Below are 20,961 nucleotides of genomic sequence, written 5' to 3'. Positions count from 1 at the left end.
AATGGCGATCTAAATTCAGAGACTCGTTAAAATTCAAATGGTTGCATCGGGGCTGCCGCGGCGGCCCGCTTTGCGGTGTTTTATTTTCGTCAAAAACGTAAAATGACGATTTGTCATGCAAAACAGGCAAACCGTATATAACATAATGTTTTATCAACTGTTTTTGGAACTTTTCCCTTGTAAAACAACTGCCGCGCCCATATATTTCAGGACGACAAAAAAACATGAGCGCCCCGCAGGGGGCAAGAGGAGAACCCAGATGCAATGCCCGGTATGTAAGAACGACGAACAAAACGCGATGGACCTTCGCTCCGGTGCCTTTAACGAAGACCTCAAGGAATGCCCCACCTGCGGCACCACCTGGTCCGTCAACCACGGCATGATGGCCATCGTGAAGGATCCGCTGGCCGACTCCTTCCTGGAGGCCCTCTCCTCCGACAACATCTGCTTCGCTGCGGCCTAGGCGCTCGAAAAAAATAACTGACCCGGCCTCGTGGGCGGGGTCAGCGAATGATCAGAGGGCTCCGGATGTCACCATCCGGAGCCCTTTCTGCGTCTTGGTCTAGAGTACCGCCTTCAGGTACTCGGAGGTCACGTTGCGCTTTTCCTTCTCCAGCGCGTTCACGTCGACTTCCACGAACTTCTCGTCAGGGGTGACCTTGAAGAGCGGCTGCCCCTTGGAAACGATGGTGCCGTCGCCCGAGGTGACCAGGATCTTGTCGATGGTTCCGGCGAAAGGTGCGTACACCTTGTTGAACATCTTCATGACCTCGATGATGTACAGCGGCTGCCCTTTTTCGAAGTGCATCCCCTCGGCGACGAAGGGGGGCATGCCCGGGGCTTCCTGGCCGTAGTACATGCCGCCGCAGGCGGCGACGATCTCGTCGGCCTTGGTTGCCGGCGGCGGGACCAGGACCTTCTTCATGCGGGCCTGGAGCTCGGGATCGTTGAGGTAGTCGGGGATGGTGATCTCAAGGTCCTCCTCGACGCGCAGGTCCCAGAACTTGGTGTTCTGCCCGACCAGGAACAGCGTGCCCAGCAGTTCCAGGCCCGCCTCGTAGCCGAAGTGGGCGGAGCGGATCTCCTGCCAGGTGTGGGCGTCGAAACCGCCCTGCGGCTCCTCCTTGTTGACGATCTCGTTCAGGGTGAAGTACTCGTCGCGGGCCAGGCCGAAGTGCTCGCGCAGGGTCCTCGAGAAACGGAGCGCCTGCTGCAGGAGCTCGTTGTCGTGGCTCCAGATGATCTCCGCGGCCGGCTTGTGCGGCCTGTGGTTCATGTGCAGGTACTCGTAGGTCTCGTTCAGGACGCCTACCGGGTTTCTCAGCCAGACCACCTTGCCGTTGTCGATCCGGAAGTTCTTGGTGTTGATGGAGAGCCAGCCGGAGAGCAGGTGCGGGTCGCCCAAGAGCCTCTCGATGGGGCGGATGATGAGGGTCCCCTTGCGGTCCAAGAGCGAGGACATGTTCTTGGACTCCTTGGCCTGGACCTCGGGCTGGTCTGCGTAGGCCTCGGCGACCCGCTTGGCGTACTGCTTCTTCATCTGCAGGAAGGCGTAGACCGGGTCGAGCTTGTTGGACTCTTCCTTGAGTGTACCCACCAGGGTGAGGTAAGGGACCACGAAGCGGGTGGTCGGCTTGGCCATCACGTTTCTGCCCAGGAACCAGTTGACCAGGCCGTAGTGGAACTCCAGGTTGGTGGCGAGGTCGGAGCCGCGCAGGGTGGTTGCGCGCAGCACTTCGGACATCTTGTCGTAGCTGGTCTTTCTGTCTTCACCGGTGGTGAGCAGGAGGGCGATGTTGGAGTCGTAGGCGCCGGCGACCTTGTACTTCATGAAGATGCCGGTGTCCGGGTTCACCATGCTGATACCCTGGTCGTCGCGGATCTCCCCTTCGATCGGCTTGGACCAGTAGCGGATCATCCCCCCCGCGTGCGGGGAGAGAGAGGCGTCGGTTGCGTTCAGGCGGGCCTCGACGGCGGCGTTGAAACGGACGAAGCGCTGCGGCTTGGGCACCCGCTTCTTGTGGCGGGCGAGGATCGCCATCGCTTCCACCAGGCTCTCCACCACGAAGAAGTCGTTCGGATCTTCCGGGTTCACGAACTTGAGCGCGTAGCAAAGCTCGGTGACGCGGTGCTCCACCTGGATCCTGGTGTTGACCTCCATGAAGTAGTGGCGGTCGCGGTCCACGATGCACTCGAAGGTCGAGGCGGAGTCAAGGCCTACCGCCTTGCCGAAGCGCTCGGACTCTTCTTCCATCCTCTTAAGGACCTTCAGGTCGCTCTCGAGCGCCTTCACCTCGGCCTTCCTGCCGGCGATCTTGGCCTCCTCGATGGCGGTCATCAGCCCTTCCTGGGTCACCGACACCTCGAGGAGCTTCTGCTCGTGCATCTGCAGGGAGCAGTCGCGGCCCCCCAGGGCGATGCACCAGTCGCCGTTGCCCAGAAGCTGGATCTCGTTGTGCCTGGTCTGCTCGATGTTGAGTTCGACGAGGACGTTCTTGTTGTCGCCCACGCCGTTGGCCTTCACCTCGTTCAAGATCTCGCGCACGAGGCCCGGGGCTTCGGAAGCCGCCTTGGCGATGTCGGCGTCGGTTGCGTTCTTCTTGGTCAGAAGGTCCGCCCCCAAAAGGCGCTGCCCCTTGCCGCCGCCGCCGCCGATGGCCTTCAGGCGGACGCGGGACTGCGGGTGCTTCTTAAGCATGGCAGCGCACTCGGCCTCCACCTGGGCGCAGAGCTCCTCGATGGAGAAGAGGTCGATCCCCTTGTTGTAGGAGGCGTACAGGATGTGGTCGGCCAGGTCCTCCAGGGAGAGCTTCGCGTCGGCGAGCACCTTGGCGTCGCACTCGAGCCCGTCGGAGGCGACCAGCGCCAGGAGCTTCTCGCGGCTGCCGTGCTTCTTCACCAGGGTGCGGGCGGTGACGTTGTCGATACCGGGGGTGACCGAGACGTTGACCGAGAGGGCGGTCCTTTTCGCCTCGTCCTTCTTCCCGGCGCCGGTCTGGGTGGCGGCGCAGGGGCCGATGAAGTTGAGCCCCGCCTTCTCGATGGCGCCGACGAACTCGTCGTCCTCGGCCATGAAGCCGTAGCCTGCGAAGATGGCGTTGTAGCCGTTGTCCAGCGCGATGCTGATGATCTGGTGGATGCGCTCGACGCGCTCCTCCTTGCTGGCGCCGGTGTAGTCGGGCACGCGGTGTACGCGGGTGGAGTCGGTCAGGGTGCGCAGCTCCGGGGCCAGGGCGTTCGGATAGACGATGGAGTCCTTCTCTGAGAGGAGGATGCCGTAGTGGGTGATCCCCATCTCCTGGTAGACGTCCATCGCTTCCTTACGGATCGGGCCGCGGCAGACGACGAGCGGCTTCAGGTCTTCGCAGGCAAAGGAGCGGACCCATGCGGACGGGGACGCGGAAAGCCTGCGGTCCCGGTGGATCAGCGGGTTCTTGGTGTATTTTTCGGACGTGTGTGCCATCGTTTTCATCTCCGTAACGTTATAAAGCGCGGACGAGGGGCGGGCGCCCTGGCGTGCCAGCGCACCCTGCCCGAATCCTGCCGACTCGGGAGCAAGGCTCCCCCCCTGCGCGATTCCAATTCCCATATCAGTAGTCGCCATTAGTGGAACTCCCTTTGTACGGACTGCATCGGGCCCGGTTTGTAGTGACGCAGGAAGAAGTTGATGTTCTCGCCAAGCACCTTCCTCAGGTCGGTCGGCATGACCAGCGAGGAGATGGAGCCCAGGGAGAGCGCCTCTTTCGGGTTCATCAGTTCCTTCTCGTAGCGGGAGTTGAGGAGCGCCTCCTCTGCCTTGAGCCAGTCGGCAGCTTCCTTCTCGGCATCGATTTTGGCGAGCTCGGGCTTGACGCCTGCATCGACCCTCTCCTGGGTGCCGCGCTTGACCCGCTCGATGACGGCGTTTCTGATCTTTCTCAGTTCGTCCTTGTACACGAACTCCTTGCCTGCCGGCCCCATGACCGCGAGGCGGGTGGTGGGGAGGGCGAGCACCAGGTCGGCGCCGGTCGGGTAGTTGTTGTAGGAGGCGTAGGCGCCGCCGTAGGCGTTCCTCAGGATCAACAGGATGCGCGGGGTGCGGATGTCGACGATCGAGTCGAGCATGGCGCGCCCTGCCTGGACGATGCCGCGGGCCTCCTGCTCGCGTCCCGGGAGGAAGCCGGTGGTGTCTTCCATGAAGATCATCGGGATGTTGTAGATGTTGCAGAAGCGGTTGAAGCGAGCGATCTTGTAGGCCGCGTCGCAGTCGATCTGGCCGGAATCGACGGCGGAGTTGTTGGCGACGAAGCCGACCACGTTGCCGCCCAGGCGGCCGAAGGCGGTGACCACGTTGCGGGCGCGGTCGCGCTGCAGCTCGAAGTAGTCGCCGTGGTCGCAGATCTGCTGGATGATGATGGAGACGTCGAACGGCGTGTTGAAGCCGGTCGGGGAGTTGAACGCCTTTTTGAGCAGGGTGTTGATCTCCCAGGTCTTCCTGTCCAGCGGATCGCTGGTCTCCTGGTAGGGTGCCATCACCGAGTTGTTGTCGGGGAGGTAGTTGAGGAGCATGATCGCGGTCCTAAGGGCCCCGACCTCGTCCTCGACGGTCAGGTCGGCGACGCCGGACTGCCCGTGCACCTTCGGTCCGCCCAGATCCTCGGGGGTCACGTCCTCGCCGAGCACGCTCTTCACGACGCCCGGACCGGTGAGGCCGAAGAAGGTGTCCTTGGGCTGGATCACGAAGCTCCCCTGGCGCGGCAGGTAGGAGCCGCCGCCGGCGTTGAAGCCGAACATGCACATGATGGAGGGGACCACGCCGGAGATCTTCCTGAGCGCGGTGAAGGCCTCGGCGTAGCCGTCAAGGCCACCCACGCCGGCCGGGACGAAGGCGCCCGCGGAGTCGTTCATGCCGATGACCGGGATCCCCTTCTCGCCCGCCATGTAGAAGAGGCGGGCCAGCTTGTTGCCGTTGGTGGCGTCCATGGAGCCGGCGCGCACGGTGAAGTCGTGGCCGTAGACCGCGACGTCGCGGCCGTGGATGTTCAGGATGCCGGTGACCAGCGAGGCGCCGTCCAGGTTCTTGCCCCAGTTCTGGAACAGGATGTTGGGCTCGGCCTCGGTCAGGACGCGGATCCTTTCCCATACGGTCATGCGCTTTTTAAAGTGCTGTTTCTCGATCTGGTCGATGCTCACCGACTTGACGGGGCGCTGGATGAGGTCGTAGCCTTCCTTCATCGCCTCTTCGTAGCCGCCCGTCGCGCGGGAAATCTCGCCGGGGATGTTGAACTCGACCTTCTCCGCTACGTCAAACGGGTTCTTCAATGAGGGCTTGATCATTTTATTCGACATTGTTGGCATCCTTCCGGGCGTTGGGATTTTGCATCTGTTTAGGGGGGGCTGTGAAGCTCATCTACTTCCTCCTGGCGTTGATATTAAAAAAGTGTTGCACTCTTTGGTCAGTTAGCGAAAACGTCAACCTCCGAACGGCAAAAGGGGGCGTCCCCGTCGGAGAATTTTTTTAGTCTCCCTGAAGGCGGAGGGCAGGGAGGCGTCGGCCGCCGGTTGCCGTGGGGATGCAGGACCCAGGTGCCCGGAGGAGAGATGTTGCTCTATTGCGGGTATTTAGTGAATCTGAAGGGGTTGTGGCGCAAAGAAAGGTGCTTTTTGGCCGGGCAGGAGGATCGTCCTTAGCCTATCGAGTAGTATCGAAATTTCATTTTGACTAAATACCGTTTCGGGCTGATTTAACCTGGCCTGGGTGCGCCGCGACGGCTAATGAGGCATAGTAAAACGAACTATTGTTTTACTTTTTCAGCGCGTACCCTTCATAAGGTTTTGCTTGGCTTTTGTCAATAAGAAAAAGAGCGTATACGGCTAAAGTGTCGAAACTACGGAGGGTTGTATAGCGAGGCTAAAAAAGAGGGGGGAGGCGGCTGACAGCGGTTAGCTGTCAGCGCCTTATTTTGCGGGCAAGGAGCTCGACGGTATGCAATACCCTCGTTTTATCCCCCGCCTGTTTCAAGCCGTCGGAGAGCTGCATGATGCAGCCGGGGCAGCCGGTGACGACGGCGTCGGCACCGGTCTCGATGATCGCCTTGCTCTTGCCGGCGTTGATGTCGAGGGAACTCTCGTAGTGGTAGACGTTGAAGGTGCCCCCAAGCCCGCAGCAGCGGTCGGCCCCCTCCATCTCCACCAGTTCCAACCCCGGGGTCTGCGTGAGCAGGGTGCGCGGCTGTTTCGCGATCCCGGCGGTCCGGTGGTGGCAGGGGTCGTGGTAGGTGATGCGCATCCGCTGGCCGGTGCCGGTATCCTCGGGATGGAGCCCAAGCTTCTGCAAAAGCACCGCCGCATCCACCGTTTTATCCGCCACCGCCTGGAGCCGGGCCTTGAGCTCCGGGTTTCTCTTGCCGATCACCAGCGGGTAGAGCTTGTGCAGCGCGCCGCCGCAGGTGGCGCAGGCGGTCATCACGTAGTCCGCCTGGTGCTTCTCGATCGCCGCGAGGTTCTGTTCGGCCAGTTCGCGCACGGTCTCCAGGTCGCCGCCGGACATCCCGGGGAGGCCGCAGCACTGCTGTCCCTGCGGGATGATCACCGTGCAGCCCAGGTGACGGAACAGCGCCAGGGTGGCCTCGCCGATCTCGGTGTAGACGAAATTGGTCATGCAGCCGACGAAGAAGACGATGGTCGGCTTGCCCGGCTCGCCCTTGATGATTTCGGGATGGCGTTTCATAAAGGGCTTCTTGGCGATCTGGGGCACGTGACGGCTGCCTCCCAGAAACGGCATCGGGAACCGGAGCCTGAGGCCCGAGGTGCTGGGGACCTTGCGGAAGAAGACCGGTCCCAGTACGGCTGCGGCCAGCGCCCCGAAGTTCATCAGCTTGCGGTTCTTGATCACCTGCGCCACCGCCTTGTGGAAGGTGGTAAGGCCGCGGCGCTGCGCCAGCGCCTCGCGGGCGGCGATGACGATCTCGTCGGTGGGGACCTGGTTCGGGCACTTGTCGACGCAGCTGCCGCACAGAAGGCATTTGGACATGGCCGAGTAGGTACCGTCGTCGAGGGTGATGTCCCCCTTCATCAGGTGCTGGGCCAGGGCCACCTTGCCGCGCGCCGTTGCCGGCTCGCGCTGGAAGGTGCCGAAGGCTGGGCAGTTGGCGCGGCAGGCGCCGCACTTCACGCATTTCTTCATCTCTTGAGCTACCCGCTCGAGCGGGTCGGTTTGCTTCTTGGTCATGCTTTGTTCTCGCTTCTAGGAACAATGGGAACTATGGGACGCATGGGAGGTCCGGGGATAATGGGACCCCCATGGTCAATGGTCCATTGTAAATTGTCGATTGCCTTTACGGCAGCATCTTGCCCGGGTTCAGGATGTTGTTCGGGTCCAGCGCGGCCTTGATCGCCTTCATGGCGGTTATCTGGTCCGCGTTCAGCTCCAGGGGGATATAGGGCTGCTTGGCGAGCCCGACGCCGTGTTCGCCCGACATGGTGCCGCCAAGGTCAAGAGCCGCCTGGAACACTTCCTTGATCGCCTCGTGCGCCTTCTCCAGCTGACCCGGCACCGACTTGTCGATCATGATGTTGACGTGGATGTTGCCGTCGCCGGCATGCCCGAAGTTGACGATGGGGATGTCGTAGCGCTTCTGGATCACCTCGATGCGCCTGATCACGTCGGGCACCTTGCTTCTTGGCACCACGATGTCCTCGTTGAACTTGTCCGGGTTCACGTCGCGCAGCGACGGGGACACCAGCCGGCGCACCCGCCAGAGCTCCTCGCTCTCGGCGGCGTCCTTGGCCACCCGGAACTGCACCAGTCCCAGCGGCTCGATCAGCTTGTGGATCTGTCCGGCCTGCTTCTCGATCAGGTCGCGGTCGCCGTCCACCTCGATCAGCAGCACCGCCCGGGCGCTTTCCGGCATGCCCAGGTTGAAGCGGCGTTCGACGCAGGTGAGCGTGGCGTGGTCCATGAACTCGAGCGTGGTCGGGATGATCTTGTTCTTGATGATGGTGGAGACCGCGCGCGCCGCCCCGTCGATGGAGTCGAACACGGTCAGCATGGTCTTCTTCGAGTCGGGGTAGGGGAGGAGCTTGAAGATGATCTTGGTGATGATCCCCAGGGTTCCCTCGGAGCCGCACAGAAGCTTGGTGAGGTCGTAACCGACCACACCCTTCACCGTCTCGCCGCCGGTGCGGATGACGGCGCCGGTCGGCAGCACCACCTCGAGCCCCATGACGAAATCCTTGGTTACTCCGTACTTCACGGCACGCGGGCCGCCGGCGCACTCTGCGACGTTCCCCCCCAGGGTGGAGAACTTGAGCGATGCCGGGTCGGGGGGGTAGAAGAGCCCAAGTTTCTCGACCGCCATCTGGAAGGCCTCGGTCACCACTCCCGGTTCCACCTCGGCCACCAGGTTGTCGGTGTCAATCCTGAGGATGCGGTTCATCCTGGTGGTCACCAGCACCACGCCTCCCCCCTTGGGGAGGGCCCCGCCGGTGAAGCCGCTGCCGGCGCCTCTTGGGAACACCGGGAAGTTTTCCTGGTTGGCGAGCTTGAGGATCCTCGACACCTGTTCGGGGCTGTCCGGGTGCACCACGGCGTCCGGGAGAAACTCCATCTGGGTGGCATCGTAGCCGTAGCAGATGAGGTCCTGCGCTCCGGTGGCGATGTTTTCGGCTCCGACGATGTCGGTGAGTTGCTGAAGTGTGCGTGCGTCTAGCATCTAATAATTTCCTTTCGTCAATTGCTCTTCCCCCAGGCTGGGCGGGGACGTTGGGCGCGGCTTTCTTGATCAGGTCTGCATAACCGGCAGCACCGTCCCCCCTTCGGGGATCAGGTACGCCCGGTACTGTTGCGAAAGCATGGGGGCTGCCAGCTCCAGCGCCTCGTCGAGCGCGCCCGCCGGAATCATCCCCATGGTGCGCACCTCTTCGGCAGGGAGCTTCGACACCAGGATGATCCTGAAGCGCTCCGCTTTCTCCTTTACGGACCAGGCCGTCTGGCCGTTGATCTCGTAGTGCTTCCTGAGGGCGGATTCGAGCTCCGCGCAGCTTTCATAGCCGAACCAGTTGAAGAAGGTGGCGTTGCCGTAGCCGTCGCGGCACTCGGCGAGGAGGATCATGACTCCCCCCGGCTTGAGGGCGCGACTGGCGTACTCCATCGACTTGTGGGCCTGGATCAGGTTGATGTCCTTGGGGAAGCCCCCGCAGGACACCACGACCAGGTCTCCCTTCTCGGCGATGGGAGCGGAAAACGTGTCGTTGTAGAAGCGGCACCCCGCCAGGTGCGCGGTCTGCCAGTCGCCGGCAAAGGCGGCGATGATCTGCTTGTCCGGACCGAGGACCGTATTAAGGATGAAGTCGGGTCCCACCATGCCGCACGCCTCCAGCATCGCCTCGTGCACCGGGTTCCCCTCCAGGCTCCCGGTCACCGCCTTCGGGTGCCTGCCGCTTCCCTCCTCCGGGTTCAACAGGGAGAAATGGCTCGCCATGCAGCTCTGGCGGCTTGAGACGCCGGGGAGGATGCTCTTGCGGCCGCCGCCAAAGCCAGCGAAGTAATGGAAGGTGACTGCGCCGGTCAGGATGACCCGGTCCGCATCGGCCACCCTGCGGTTCACCTCAACCGGCACGCCCCGCAGGGTGTCGCCGAGGTAGACCAGCTCGCCGGGGTCGTCGCAGTCGTGGTCGGTCACCTTGATCCTGCCGTACAGTTCTCCCACGATTTTCTTGTGCTCGGCCGGGGTCTGCTTGCGGTGGATCCCCAGCGCGATGACGATCTCGATGTTTCGGTCCTTGATGCCGATGGAGTTGAGCCGTGAGACCAGCAAGGGGAGGTAGACATCGCTCCCGGTGGGGCGGGTCACGTCGGAGGTGACGATTACCACGCGGTCGCCGGGGGCAAAGCTCGCCAGGGATGCGCCGCAGCCGTCGAGTGCGCGCTCGACCAACTCGAACGGCGTTCCCTGCCGCTGCAAAGGGCGGGGGCGCAGCACGGAGAGGAGACGTTCCGGAGCAAGCTGGACATTATAGCTGTGATCGCCACATTTAAGATCAAGCATCGGGTTATGATACATATTCGACCTCCGATACGCAACTGTTTACCAGATCGAGCCGGCGGTTAAGGAATTGATGTGACTGGATTAGATGCTCACATGAAGGATGAGAGGTAAAGGATAGGAGCTGACCGATGCTTATTCGCCCCCATCGGTGGACTGTCTGATCTCCCCGCTCCCTTGACGCGAGGAAAGGCGGCACGGCAATGAGATAGCCACATGGCACATCAACGGCCCCCTAACCCCCTCCCGCAACTGGAGGGAGACGAATATGCCTGGCAGTGACACATTTGAGGTGCTGCTGGAGCAGGCGGATGGGTGGCCGCAGCGAAGTATACGGCGGTTTGATAAAAATATTTTAAGAAACGCCTGCTTGGGGTATGAATTAGATTGACAAAATGGGGTATTTTCGATAACAATCACCCGTTTTTATGACTGTGTTCGGAAGGCACGCCTTTTTTTGAGGCATATCTAAATAGGAGGATTTTTTTCAATGGAACAGTATGCAGTAGTCTTCGCCCTGGTCTGTGCCGCGGCGGCAGTCGCCTACGGCCTGATCTCGGCCCAGTGGATCCTGGGGCTTCCCCAGGGTAACGAGCGGATGAAGCAGATCGCCTCCGCGATCCAGGAAGGCGCCGGCGCCTACATGAAGCGTCAGTACACCATCATCGCGGTGGTGGGCGTTGCCATGTTCGTGGCCCTCTTCGCCTCCCTCGGCTGGAAGACCGCGGTCGGCTTCCTGGTCGGCGCCGTGTTCTCCGGTCTCACCGGCTTCATCGGGATGTTCGTCTCGGTGCGCGCCAACGTGAGGACCACCGAGGCTGCCAAGTCCGGCATCCACAAGGCTCTCAACGTCGCCTTCAAGGGGGGCGCCATCACCGGCATGCTGGTCGTCGGTCTGGGCCTTCTGGGCGTGGCTGGCTACTACATGTTCCTACAGCAGGTCATGCCGGGCGCTCCGGTCAAGGAAGTTGTCGGCCAGCTGGTCGGCCTCGGCTTCGGCGGCTCGCTGATCTCCATCTTCGCCCGTCTGGGCGGCGGTATCTTCACCAAGGGCGCTGACGTCGGCGCCGACCTCGTTGGTAAGGTCGAAGCAGGCATCCCCGAGGACGACCCGCGCAACCCGGCCGTCATCGCGGACAACGTGGGGGACAACGTCGGCGACTGCGCCGGCATGGCCGCCGACCTCTTCGAGACCTACGCCGTCACCCTGATCGCCGCCATGCTGCTTGGCGCCATCAGCTTCGGCAACCCGGGCGCCGTCAGCTACCCGCTGATCCTGGGCGGCATCTCCATCATCGCCTCCATCATCGGCACCTACTTCGTCAAGCTGGGCGCCTCCGGCAAGATCATGGGCGCTCTCTACAAGGGTCTCATCGCCTCCGGCGTGATCGCTTGCATCGCCTTCTACTTCGTCACCGTGCAGATGTTCCCGCAGGGCCTCGCCGAGGCCAACGGTGCGGTCATCTCCGCAACCAACATCTTCATCTCCGCCATCGTCGGTCTGGTCGTCACCGGTGCCATCTTCTGGATCACCGAGTACTACACCTCGACCGAGTACGCTCCGGTGAAGCACATCGCCGAGGCCTCCAAGACCGGCCACGCCACCAACATCATCGCCGGTCTCGGCGTCTCCATGAAGTCCACCGCCCTTCCGGTCATCGTGATCGCTGCCGGGATCGTGGTTGCTTCCAACTGTGCAGGCGTGTACGGCATCGCCATCGCCGCCGTTTCCATGCTCTCCCTTACCGGTATCGTCGTCGCCATGGACGCCTACGGTCCGATCACCGACAACGCCGGCGGCATCGCCGAGATGGCTGAACTGGACGACTCCGTCCGCGCCGTCACCGACCCGCTCGACGCGGTCGGCAACACCACCAAGGCCGTAACCAAGGGCTACGCCATCGGCTCCGCCGGTCTGGCCGCCATCATCCTGTTCACCTCCTATGTCCAGGAGCTGACCATCGCCGACAAGACCTTCTCCCTCTCCGATCCGAAGATCATCGTCGGTCTGTTCATCGGCGGCATGCTCCCCTACTACTTTGCCGCTATGTGCATGGAAGCCGTCGGCAAGGCGGGCGGCGCGGTCGTCGACGAGGTTCGTCGCCAGTTCCGCACCATCAAGGGGATCATGGAAGGTACCGGCAAGCCGGACTACGCTGCCTGCGTCGACATCGTGACCAAGACCGCTCTGAAAGAGATGGTCGTTCCGGGCCTCATCCCCATCCTCGCTCCGATCATCGTCGGCTTCACCCTCGGCCCCAAGGCCCTGGGCGGCGTCATCGTCGGTTCCATCGTCACCGGTATCTTCGTGGCCATCTCCATGACCACCGGCGGCGGCGCTTGGGACAACGCCAAGAAGTACATCGAGGACGGCTACCACGGCGGCAAGGGTAGCGAAGCCCACAAGGCTGCCGTTACCGGCGACACCGTTGGCGACCCGTACAAGGACACCGCCGGCCCGGCGGTCAACCCGATGATCAAGATCATCAACATCGTGTCGCTGCTCATCGTTCCGCTGCTGAACAAGATGTAGCACCGGCTTTTGCTGAAGCGAAAAAGGCGTCCCGGATTTCCGGGGCGCCTTTTTTTATGCGGCCGCCTTCACCCCCTCTCCCGGTGGGAGAGGGTGGCCGAAGGCCGGGAGAGGGAGACGCAAGCAGCAGAAGCGGTGCACGGCGGAGCACCCTCACCCCCTCCCCTCTCCCGGTGGGCGAGGGGAGAGCCCGGTGCTGGCAAGGTCCCGGCTAAAATTCTGAAATTACACGGAAAATAGTCGGTGTCCAATGCAATCGTCAAGTCTCGATCGAAATCTCACTATTTTGGCGGAAATAGTGCAATCTTGGCGGAAATCTCACTATTTTGCCGGAAATAGTGCAATCTTGACGGAAATCTCACTATTCTGCCGGAAATAGTGCAAACCTGATCCGGAATTGCACTATTTTTTTTGGAATAGTGCAAACCTGATCCGAAATTGCACTATTTTTTTTGGAATAGTGCAAACCTGATCCGGAATTGCACTATTTTTTTGGAATAGTGCAAATCTGATCCGGAATCTCACTATTCTGTTGGAAATAGTGCAAACCTGATCCGGAATTGGACAATTTTGTTGGGAATAGTGAAATCTCAAACGGGATTTGCACTAATCCGTTTGGAATAGTGCAAACTGGCGATGGGACTTACGCTGTTTTGCCGGGAATGGTGGATTCCTCAGTGGAATTGGGGTGTACCATCCGGAGGGAGGGTGATGTGTACGGAAAGAGCGGGGGGGCGTCGTAAATTGCGTAGCCGCCTGCCAGGCTCCAGCGAAAGGTTTCGAGAATCGCTTGTGACAGGGGGGGGCGTCGCGCGTTCCGGCAGGAGTCACCTCTAAACCGTTTCGTCCCATCGCTACGCCTGGGGCTGGTATCCTTCTGTTTCCTTGCGGGATGCTTTTTTCTTCGCGGGAGTTCTCTCCGCCACGACCTGCCTGAACCTCTCTTCGCCTAGTTTCCTTCTCATCCCCTCCAGGTAGAGGCGTTCGTACTTCTCTGCTGCGTCCTCCCAGGTGAACCTCTTGGCCATGGCGTTTTTTCGCAAGGCCGCGATACCCTCGGGGTCGTGGTACCAGGTATGCACCGCCCAGCCGACCGTGTCGAAGAGGGCGCCGGCGTCCAGGTTCCAGAACTTGAACCCGTCTCCGCTACGGGTCGTCGGGTTGAAGTTCTCGACCGAATCGTCCAACCCGCCGGTGGCGCGCACGATGGGGAGGGTGCCGTAGCGCATGCTGTACATCTGGTTCAGACCGCAGGGCTCGAACGCGGACGGCATCAGGAAAAAGTCGCAGCCGGCCTCGATACGGTGGGCAAGGCTGTTGTCGTAGCCGATGCGGCAGGCGAAGCGGTCTGGGCGGTCGGCGGCCATTCCGCCGAAGTAGAAGTGGGCCCAGGGCTCGCCGGCACCGAGAAGAACCAACTGGATGTCGAGTTCGAGAAGCCGCGGCAGCGCCTGCGCCAGGACGTCGATCCCCTTTTGCTTGACCAGGCGCGACACCATGCCAATCAGCGGTACGTCCTCGCGCTCGGGAAGCCCCAGCGAGCGCTGCAACTCCCTCTTGCAAACGGCCTTGCCGCCCATGTCCCGGGCGCTGAAGTTGGCGGGTAGGAGGCGGTCCTCCTCCGGGTTCCACTCATGGTAGTCGACGCCGTTCAGGATGCCGGAGAGCACGTCGGAGCGCTGGCGCACCACCGCTTCCAGTCCCCAGCCGTACTCGGCGGTCTGGATTTCGCGCGCATAACCTTCGCTGACCGTGTTCAGCACGGTGGCGTGGTAGATCCCTCCTTTGAGGAGGTTCACCTGGTTGTCCATCTCCAGTTCCAGGAAGGTGAAGTGGTGCCATCCGATGCCGAGAACGTCCATGGCACCCTCGTAGAAGCTTCCCTGATGTTGCATGTTGTGGATGGTGAGCAGCGAGGCGGCCTGCGAGAGGTGGTGGTCGTGGCGGTACCAGGTGTTCATCAGCACCGGCACGGCCGCCGTGTGCCAGTCGTGGGCGTGCACCAGGTCGGGGGTGAACTGGAGCATCTTGCAGAGCTCGAGGCTCGCCTTGGAGAGGAAGATGAAGCGGTTGTCGTTGTCGAGGTACCCCTGGTTGTCCCTCTCGTAGAGGGAATCGCGCCCGTAGAAGTCCTCGTGCTCGAGGAAGTAGATGGGGACCTTGGAACCCGGCATGGTACCTTGGTACACGCCGCAGTACATGTTGCCGATGACCCCCATGGGGACCACCAGCACGCCGGGGAGCCGGCGCAGTTGGTAGCGTTCACGGTCCACCTTGTAGTAGCGGGGCATCACCACGCGAACGTCGTGGCCGCGCGCCTCGAGGTACTTTGGGAGTGCGCCGACCACGTCGGCCAGGCCGCCTTCTTTAGCGAACGGGACCGCTTCGGAGGCGGTTATCAGGATGTTCAGACGCATTTCGATCGGCTCCTGTGGCGGGTCTTGTGGCGTCAGGCCTTACCAAAAATACCAGATCAAGAGGTGAGGCGCAATGAAGTGGTGTTAATTATCCCGACGTTTGTTCCACCTTCATGCTGCGCAGCACCGCCACCCGGTCCACAACCGGCGGATGGCTATAGTAGAAGGCGGCGTAGAACGGGTGCGGGTGCAGGTTGGCCAGGTTCTCTTTTGAGAGCTTCACAAGGGCCGAGGCGAGGGCTTCCGGGGTGCCCGAGAGCGAAGCCGCGAACCGGTCGGCTTCCCACTCGTTGCGGCGCGACAGCCAGGCGCCGACGGGGGTGAGCGGGAAGGAGACGATGGAGAAGATGAAGCTCACCATGAGGATCTGGGCGAGGAACGAGGCCTCAGGGAGGCCGAAGAGTTGCGGCAGCCCCCCCCATGCGATCACCTGGTGCACCAGGTAGAAGAGCGCCAGCGCGGAAGCCTCCATGAGCGCCAGCCGCTTCCAGATGTGCCCCTTCTTCCAGTGCCCCGCCTCGTGCGCCAGGATGGCCAGGACCTCCGGGCGCTCCATCTGTTTCAGGAGCGTGTCGTAGAGGACGATCCGCTTCACCCTGCCGATGCCGGTAAAGTAGGCGTTGGAGTGGAGGCTGCGGCGGGAGGCATCCATCTGCTGCACGTCCTTCACCCTGAGGTCGGCCTTTTGCAGCATGCCCCGGATTTCCTCTTCCAAATCGGGGTCACCCAGCGGTTCAAACTTGGAGAAAAGCGGTTCGATCAGGTAGGGGGACACGTAGATCATGACGATAGAAAAGATGGCGAAGAAGGCCCAGACCCAGAGCCACCAGAGCGCGGGCGAGTGCCGGACCAGCAGCAGCGCCGCGCTTATCACGATGGCGGTGAGGGCTGCCGAGACCAGGGTCGATTTCAGGAAGTCGGAAATCCAGAGGCCCGGCGTGGTGGTGTTGAAACCGTAGCGCCGCTCCAGTCGGAAGGTGCTGTAGAGCGAGAAGGGGATGTCCAGCACCTCCTGGACCAGGGTGAGGACCAGCATGAACAGCACTCCCCGGAGCACGAAGGAGTCGGTCAGCGAGGCGATCCAGTGGTCGTAGAGCGGCAGCAAGGGGGTGAACATGAAGATGATCAAAAGCGCGCTGTCGTAGACGGAATCGACCAGGGCGAGCCGGCTCTGGGCCAGGGTGTAGCTTGCAGACTTGGCGAGGGCCTCGGCGTCGACGGCGTCTTCAAACCCTTGCGGGACGGTGCAGCCGCAGCGCCGGAGGTGGCGCAGGTTCAGGTAGCGCAGCAGGCAGGCCGCAGCGAAGCGTGTGAGGTAGAGGGCGATCAGCAGAGTTGTGGTAGACATGTCTCGTTCCCCGTGGCGGCTCCTTGACCTTCTGCCCCCCCCTTCCGTCCTCCCCCTTTCTGGGTGAGGAGCTGGTGTCGGGGTAGTCATCAGAGCCTTGGGCGCTATTAAAAAAGGCCCTCCGTGTGGACGGAGGGCCTTTCCCTGGTTTGACTGCGGGGCGTGTTACTTCTTGACGCTCCCCTTCTCGATGATGGCGGTGTACTTGTAGCCGCCGCCGAAGTCCTTGTCCTTGGCGAGGATGCCGGAAACGGTGATCACATCCCCCTCTTCCGCGTTGTCGGTGGTGGTCACGACGAGGTCGTTGGTCTTTTTCTTGTCGTTGCCGGTGCCGTCCTGCAGGTGCAGCCAGTTCTTGCTCATGATGCCGCTGGCGACCTTCACCACCTGGCCGCGTACCTCGATCTGCTTGCCGTTCAAAGAGCCGCACTTGGCGAAGATCTCCTCCACCGTGTAGGCGTTGGCGCCGGTTGCCTTCTCCACCTTGATCTTCTCGCCGGGAGCGGCCTTCTTGGCCTCCTTGGCGGCGGGCTTGGCGGCACCACCCTTGATTTTCGGCGCGTTGCAGAACAGGATGGTGTCGAAGGTGCGTTTCAGGGTCTTGCTCTGGAAGTTGGTCATCGGCATGCAGCCCTGGAAGGACAGGGTGTCGCCGACGCGGGTCTCGAGGACCGGGTAGGCAACCCAGGTCTTGGTTCCGCCGGCCACCTCGAGGTTGGCGTAGGTGTAGCCGCCCCCGACCATGGTCTCGACGACCTTGCCGGTCGGGTTGGGGTTGATCTCGGCGGCCCCTGCCCCAGCCGGAGCCGAGCCCCCCATCATCATGGAGTGGTCGCTCTTGGACATGGACTTGGTGATGGCATCGACCTTGGATTCCGCCTTCTCAGGCGCCTTCGGCGCGGCGACCGCTTCGACTTTGGCATCTGCCTTTTCAGGCGCCTTGGGTGCGTCAGCACAGGTCCCGGCCACCGGCAGTGCCAGCGTGACGAGGACGGACATAATGGTGGAATAACGCATCATCTAAGACTCTCCCCCGCATCGAATTGCCGCTTGAGCGGCGCAAAACTGAAGCCTAGCGCCGGGTACGATAGCAGCTTAAGCATGAAATATCAATTTGTTAATTTTCGCTTATCGTATTCGCTATTTTCCGGTGATGTTCAGCGAGTTTCCGTCGCCTGCCAGATCGACCCGGACGGTGTCTCCGGGGCCGAACTTCCCTTCCAAGAGCATGAGCGCAAGCGGGTCCTGGATCTTGCGCTGCAGGGCCCGTTTCAAGGGACGCGCGCCATACGCGGGGTCGTACCCCTCCCGCGCCAGGAACTCCCGTGCCTGATCGGTGACCTCGAGGCCTATGCTCTTTTCCTCCAGCCTTTTGGTCAGGGATTGCAGCTGAATGGAGACGATCTCCTTGATGCGCTCCAGGGGAAGCGCGTGGTAGATCACGATCTCGTCGACGCGGTTCAGGAACTCCGGCTTGAAGGCCTCCCTGAGCGTCTCCATGACCTCGCCCTGCATCTTGGCGTAGTCGGTGGCGCCGTACTGCTGGATCCACTGTGAGCCCAGGTTGCTGGTCATGATGATCACGGAGTTCTTGAAGTCGACCGTCCTTCCTTGCCCGTCGGTCAGCCTGCCGTCATCCAGGATCTGCAGGAAGACGTTGAAGACCTCGGGGTGCGCCTTCTCTATCTCGTCGAAGAGCACGATGCAGTAGGGGCGTCGGCGCACCGCCTCGGTGAGCTGCCCTCCCTCCTCGTAGCCGACATACCCCGGGGGCGCGCCGATCAGGCGGGCCACCGTGTGTTTCTCCTGGTACTCGCTCATGTCGATGCGCACGATGGCCTGGTCGTCGTCGAACAGGAAGGAAGCCAGGGCCCGGGCCGTCTCGGTCTTGCCCACGCCGGTGGGGCCCAGGAATATGAAGGAGCCGATGGGGCGGTTCGGATCGGAGAGGCCGCTTCTGGCGCGGCGCACCGCGTTGGCCACCAGGGTCAGCGCCTCGTCCTGGCCCACCACCCGGCTCTTAAGCCGCTCTTCCATGCGCACCAGCTTCTCGCTTTCGGTCTCCAGCATCCGGTTCACCGGGATGCCGGTCCACTTGGCGACCACCTCGGCGATCATCTCGGCGTCGACCTCCTCCGGAAGCATCTTCCCTTCCTTCTGGATCTGCTCAAGGGTGAGGCGCTTGTCCTCCATCTCCTTCTCGATGGCGGGGATTTCGCCGTACCGGATCTCGGCGGTGCGGGCCAGGAGGCCGTCGCGCTCGGCACGTTTGGCTTCCTCAGCCTTGTCCTCCTTGCGCTGCTTGAGCTCGCCCAGTTCCTTCAGGATGGTGGTCTCCTTATGCCAGTGGTCGTGCAGTTCGGCCGACTGCTTCTTGAGGCCGTCCAGTTCCTCTTCCAGCTTTTTCAGGCGGTCCAGCGCCTTGGCGTCCTTCTCCCGAAGCATGGCCTGGCGTTCGATCTCGAGCTGGATGATGCGCCGGTCGATCTCGTCGATCTCGGTAGGCTTGGAATCTATTTCTATCCTGAGCCGGGAGGCCGCCTCGTCGATCAGGTCGATCGCCTTGTCGGGGAGAAACCGGTCCGTGATGTAGCGGTCCGAGAGGGTCGCGGCGGCGATGATGGCGGAATCCTTGATCCTGATCTTGTGGTAGTTCTCGTACTTCTCCTTAAGGCCGCGCAGGATGGAGATGGTCTCCTCAACGCTGGGCTCCCCGGCATAGACCTGCTGGAAGCGCCGCTCGAGCGCGGCGTCCTTCTCGATGTGCTTTCTGTACTCGTTGAGCGTGGTGGCGCCGATGCAGTGCAGCTCGCCGCGGGCGAGCGCGGGTTTCAGCATGTTGGAGGCGTCCATGGCCCCTTCGGCCGCACCCGCGCCGACCAGGGTGTGCATCTCGTCGATGAAGAGGATGATCTTCCCCTCGGAGCGTGCCACCTCCTTGATCACGGCCTTGAGCCGCTCCTCGAACTCACCGCGGTACTTGGCGCCGGCGATGAGGGCCCCCATGTCGAGCGCCATGACCACCTTGTCCTTGAGCGTCTCGGGTACGTCGCCCGAAACGATGCGCTGGGCGAGCCCCTCGGCGATGGCGGTCTTGCCGACCCCCGGCTCGCCGATCAGGACCGGGTTGTTCTTGGTGCGGCGGGAGAGCACCTGGAGCACGCGACGGATCTCGTCATCGCGCCCGATGACCGGGTCGAGTTTCCCCTGGCGGGCCAGGTCGGTCAGGTCGCGGCAGTATTTCGCCAGCGCCTGGTATTTCTGTTCGGGATCCTGTTCGTTGACCGCCTCGCCGCCGCGCAGTTCCTTGAGCGCGGAGAGGATGCCGTCGCGGGTCACGCCGTTTTGGCTCAACAGCCGGCCGCTCGGGGTCTCCTTGGACGCGACCAGCGCCAGCAGCAGGTGTTCGGTCGAGACGAAGGAGTCGTGCATCGCGTCCGCTTCCTTCTGGGCCTGGTCCAGGATGCGGTTGAGAGCGGCCGATAGGCCGACCTGCGCCCCGCCGGTCACCTTGGGGAGGCGCTTGAGCACCTCGCCCACGCTCTCGCGCAGGCGCGGGAGGGGAGCGCCGATCTTCTTGATGAGATCGGGCACGAAGCCCCCCTCCTGGTCGACCAGGGCCAGCAGCAGGTGTTCCGCTTCTATGCTGGGGGCCGACATGGCGAGGGCATTTTCGTGCGCCGTCGCGATGGCTTCCTGCGTCTTCACCGTCATTTTTTCGGGTCTAATCATGGGGTTGCCTCCTAAGTCTTAAAAGAAGATAGGGAGGGGAGGGGGGCGTGTCAAGGTAGGGGGCGGTTTTTAGCGTGGCGTGCGATGGCCCGGCGGAGGAACCACCATCGCGGCAACGCTTGTCGTGCGCGAAAAGATATGGCATTATCCGGCAGCGATATGGCAGAGCCGTGGCACCGGAGTCTCGGGATGTACGATGGCGAGCTGCCGGTGACAAGGGTGTGAGGCTTGCAGGGGAGCTGAGTTGGCAAAGTGGCATTGCAACGATAACGGAACAGGCGCCGAAGGCAATCAGGATGCCGAGCTGGAGCAGGAGCCGACGGCCGAAGACGAGCTGGATGATGACCTCGACCTGGCGGAGGACGAGCATCTATTCTACGGCGAGGATCCGGACGCACTTCTCGACGATGATCCGGATGACGGCGAGGAGTTGGTCTGGGATGCCGACGAGCTGTCGAAACCGGTTGTCGCCACGCCGGGATGCGCCGTCAGTTTCTTCGTGGACAACAAGCGCCACCACGCCATCTGTCTCGCCGTAATCGGTGACGAGGTGCTCCTTGAGCACAAAGACGCGACCCGGTGCTTCCTGTTCATAGGCAAGATAACGGAGATAGTGCCGCGCATCCGCCGTGGGGTCGTCTCCGCCACCATCACCGTTGGTGCATTGAAACGTTGCCGTTACCGGTCGGTTCCCAAGAAGTGGCTCCAGGAAATGATAAGGGGCGGCCAGTCCTGGAAGGGGATCGAGGGGCCGGGTAAGGTGGCGCCGGCTCCCGGTGAACTCCTGAGCGGCCAGATGGAGCTGTTTTAGATTTCGGCGTGCGAGGGCGTTACAACGAAGTGAAGAGATCGCAGTTGCCGGCGCCCCACCCTGCCTGCTCCCGGGGGGAGGGTATCCTGTGATGC

12 protein-coding genes are annotated in these 20,961 nt (G+C 62.1%); 3 read left to right on the top strand and 9 right to left on the bottom strand.

The features are described 5' to 3' along the window. The first annotated feature begins 259 nt into the window (after window positions 1-259). The gene (locus tag KOM00_RS03275) at window positions 260-463 is read left to right on the top strand and encodes a hypothetical protein (protein WP_216497405.1); all 204 of its coding nucleotides are present in this window, start codon (window positions 260-262) and stop codon (window positions 461-463) included. A 99-nt stretch (window positions 464-562) separates the two neighbouring features. Here the strand turns inward: KOM00_RS03275 and KOM00_RS03270 are convergent, their stop codons facing one another. The 5 genes from KOM00_RS03270 to KOM00_RS03250 all read right to left on the bottom strand — a co-directional run bounded on the left by KOM00_RS03270 (window position 563) and on the right by KOM00_RS03250 (window position 10,043). Next, a complete protein-coding gene (locus KOM00_RS03270) occupies window positions 563-3,463 on the bottom strand; it encodes an ATP-binding protein (RefSeq protein WP_216497404.1) in 2,901 nt (966 codons plus the stop codon). 140 nt (window positions 3,464-3,603) lie between these two features. Further along, window positions 3,604-5,328: an acyl-CoA carboxylase subunit beta gene (locus tag KOM00_RS03265; RefSeq protein ID WP_216497403.1), complete on the bottom strand. Its 1,725-nt coding sequence runs from the start codon at window positions 5,326-5,328 to the stop codon at window positions 3,604-3,606. 601 nt (window positions 5,329-5,929) lie between these two features. Next, entirely contained in the window at window positions 5,930-7,210 is a 1,281-nt protein-coding gene (locus tag KOM00_RS03260) for a (Fe-S)-binding protein (protein ID WP_216497402.1), read from the bottom strand. 106 nt (window positions 7,211-7,316) lie between these two features. Continuing rightward, window positions 7,317-8,693, bottom strand: a complete 1,377-nt coding sequence (locus KOM00_RS03255; protein ID WP_216497401.1) for an FAD-binding oxidoreductase — start codon at window positions 8,691-8,693, stop codon at window positions 7,317-7,319. 69 nt (window positions 8,694-8,762) lie between these two features. Continuing rightward, window positions 8,763-10,043: a nickel-dependent lactate racemase family protein gene (locus tag KOM00_RS03250; RefSeq protein ID WP_216497400.1), complete on the bottom strand. Its 1,281-nt coding sequence runs from the start codon at window positions 10,041-10,043 to the stop codon at window positions 8,763-8,765. Window positions 10,044-10,515: 472 nt separating this feature from the next. Between KOM00_RS03250 and KOM00_RS03245 the strand changes: the two genes are divergently transcribed. Beyond that, window positions 10,516-12,558, top strand: a complete 2,043-nt coding sequence (locus KOM00_RS03245) for a sodium-translocating pyrophosphatase (RefSeq protein WP_216497399.1) — start codon at window positions 10,516-10,518, stop codon at window positions 12,556-12,558. An 854-nt stretch (window positions 12,559-13,412) separates the two neighbouring features. Here the strand turns inward: KOM00_RS03245 and glgA are convergent. The 4 genes from glgA to clpB form a co-directional block, all read right to left on the bottom strand. Further along, a complete protein-coding gene (glgA, locus tag KOM00_RS03240) occupies window positions 13,413-14,975 on the bottom strand; it encodes a glycogen synthase GlgA (RefSeq protein ID WP_216497398.1) in 1,563 nt (520 codons plus the stop codon). Window positions 14,976-15,063: 88 nt separating this feature from the next. Then, on the bottom strand, window positions 15,064-16,323 hold the full coding sequence (locus KOM00_RS03235; RefSeq protein WP_216497397.1) for a M48 family metallopeptidase: 1,260 nt from the start codon (window positions 16,321-16,323) through the stop codon (window positions 15,064-15,066). A gap of 165 nt (window positions 16,324-16,488) precedes the next feature. Further along, a complete protein-coding gene (locus KOM00_RS03230; protein ID WP_216497396.1) occupies window positions 16,489-17,343 on the bottom strand; it encodes a DNA-binding protein in 855 nt (284 codons plus the stop codon). Between the two features lie 120 nt (window positions 17,344-17,463). Next, window positions 17,464-20,055, bottom strand: a complete 2,592-nt coding sequence (gene clpB, locus KOM00_RS03225) for an ATP-dependent chaperone ClpB (RefSeq protein WP_216497395.1) — start codon at window positions 20,053-20,055, stop codon at window positions 17,464-17,466. A 244-nt stretch (window positions 20,056-20,299) separates the two neighbouring features. Here clpB and KOM00_RS03220 point away from each other — a divergent pair, with 244 nt between their 5' ends. Next, complete coding sequence (locus tag KOM00_RS03220; protein ID WP_236026713.1) at window positions 20,300-20,866, top strand: hypothetical protein; 567 nt, start codon at window positions 20,300-20,302, stop codon at window positions 20,864-20,866. Window positions 20,867-20,961: the final 95 nt, after the last annotated feature.

Source organism: Geomonas diazotrophica (assembly GCF_018919385.1).
Classification (GTDB): Bacteria; Desulfobacterota; Desulfuromonadia; order Geobacterales; family Geobacteraceae; genus Geomonas; species Geomonas diazotrophica.
The sequence above is the reverse complement of the archived record's forward strand: the minus strand, read 5'-3'. Positions and strand labels throughout refer to the sequence as shown.

Bases quoted from the DNA above. Each gene is read 5' to 3' on its own strand.
- KOM00_RS03275 (WP_216497405.1), top strand. From the start codon at position 260: ATGCAATGCCCGGTATGTAAGAACGACGAACAAAACGCGATGGACCTT.
- KOM00_RS03270 (WP_216497404.1), bottom strand. From the start codon at position 3,463: ATGGCACACACGTCCGAAAAATACACCAAGAACCCGCTGATCCACCGG.
- KOM00_RS03265 (WP_216497403.1), bottom strand. From the start codon at position 5,328: ATGTCGAATAAAATGATCAAGCCCTCATTGAAGAACCCGTTTGACGTA.
- KOM00_RS03260 (WP_216497402.1), bottom strand. From the start codon at position 7,210: ATGACCAAGAAGCAAACCGACCCGCTCGAGCGGGTAGCTCAAGAGATG.
- KOM00_RS03255 (WP_216497401.1), bottom strand. From the start codon at position 8,693: ATGCTAGACGCACGCACACTTCAGCAACTCACCGACATCGTCGGAGCC.
- KOM00_RS03250 (WP_216497400.1), bottom strand. From the start codon at position 10,043: ATGTATCATAACCCGATGCTTGATCTTAAATGTGGCGATCACAGCTAT.
- KOM00_RS03245 (WP_216497399.1), top strand. From the start codon at position 10,516: ATGGAACAGTATGCAGTAGTCTTCGCCCTGGTCTGTGCCGCGGCGGCA.
- glgA (WP_216497398.1), bottom strand. From the start codon at position 14,975: ATGCGTCTGAACATCCTGATAACCGCCTCCGAAGCGGTCCCGTTCGCT.
- KOM00_RS03235 (WP_216497397.1), bottom strand. From the start codon at position 16,323: ATGTCTACCACAACTCTGCTGATCGCCCTCTACCTCACACGCTTCGCT.
- KOM00_RS03230 (WP_216497396.1), bottom strand. From the start codon at position 17,343: ATGATGCGTTATTCCACCATTATGTCCGTCCTCGTCACGCTGGCACTG.
- clpB (WP_216497395.1), bottom strand. From the start codon at position 20,055: ATGATTAGACCCGAAAAAATGACGGTGAAGACGCAGGAAGCCATCGCG.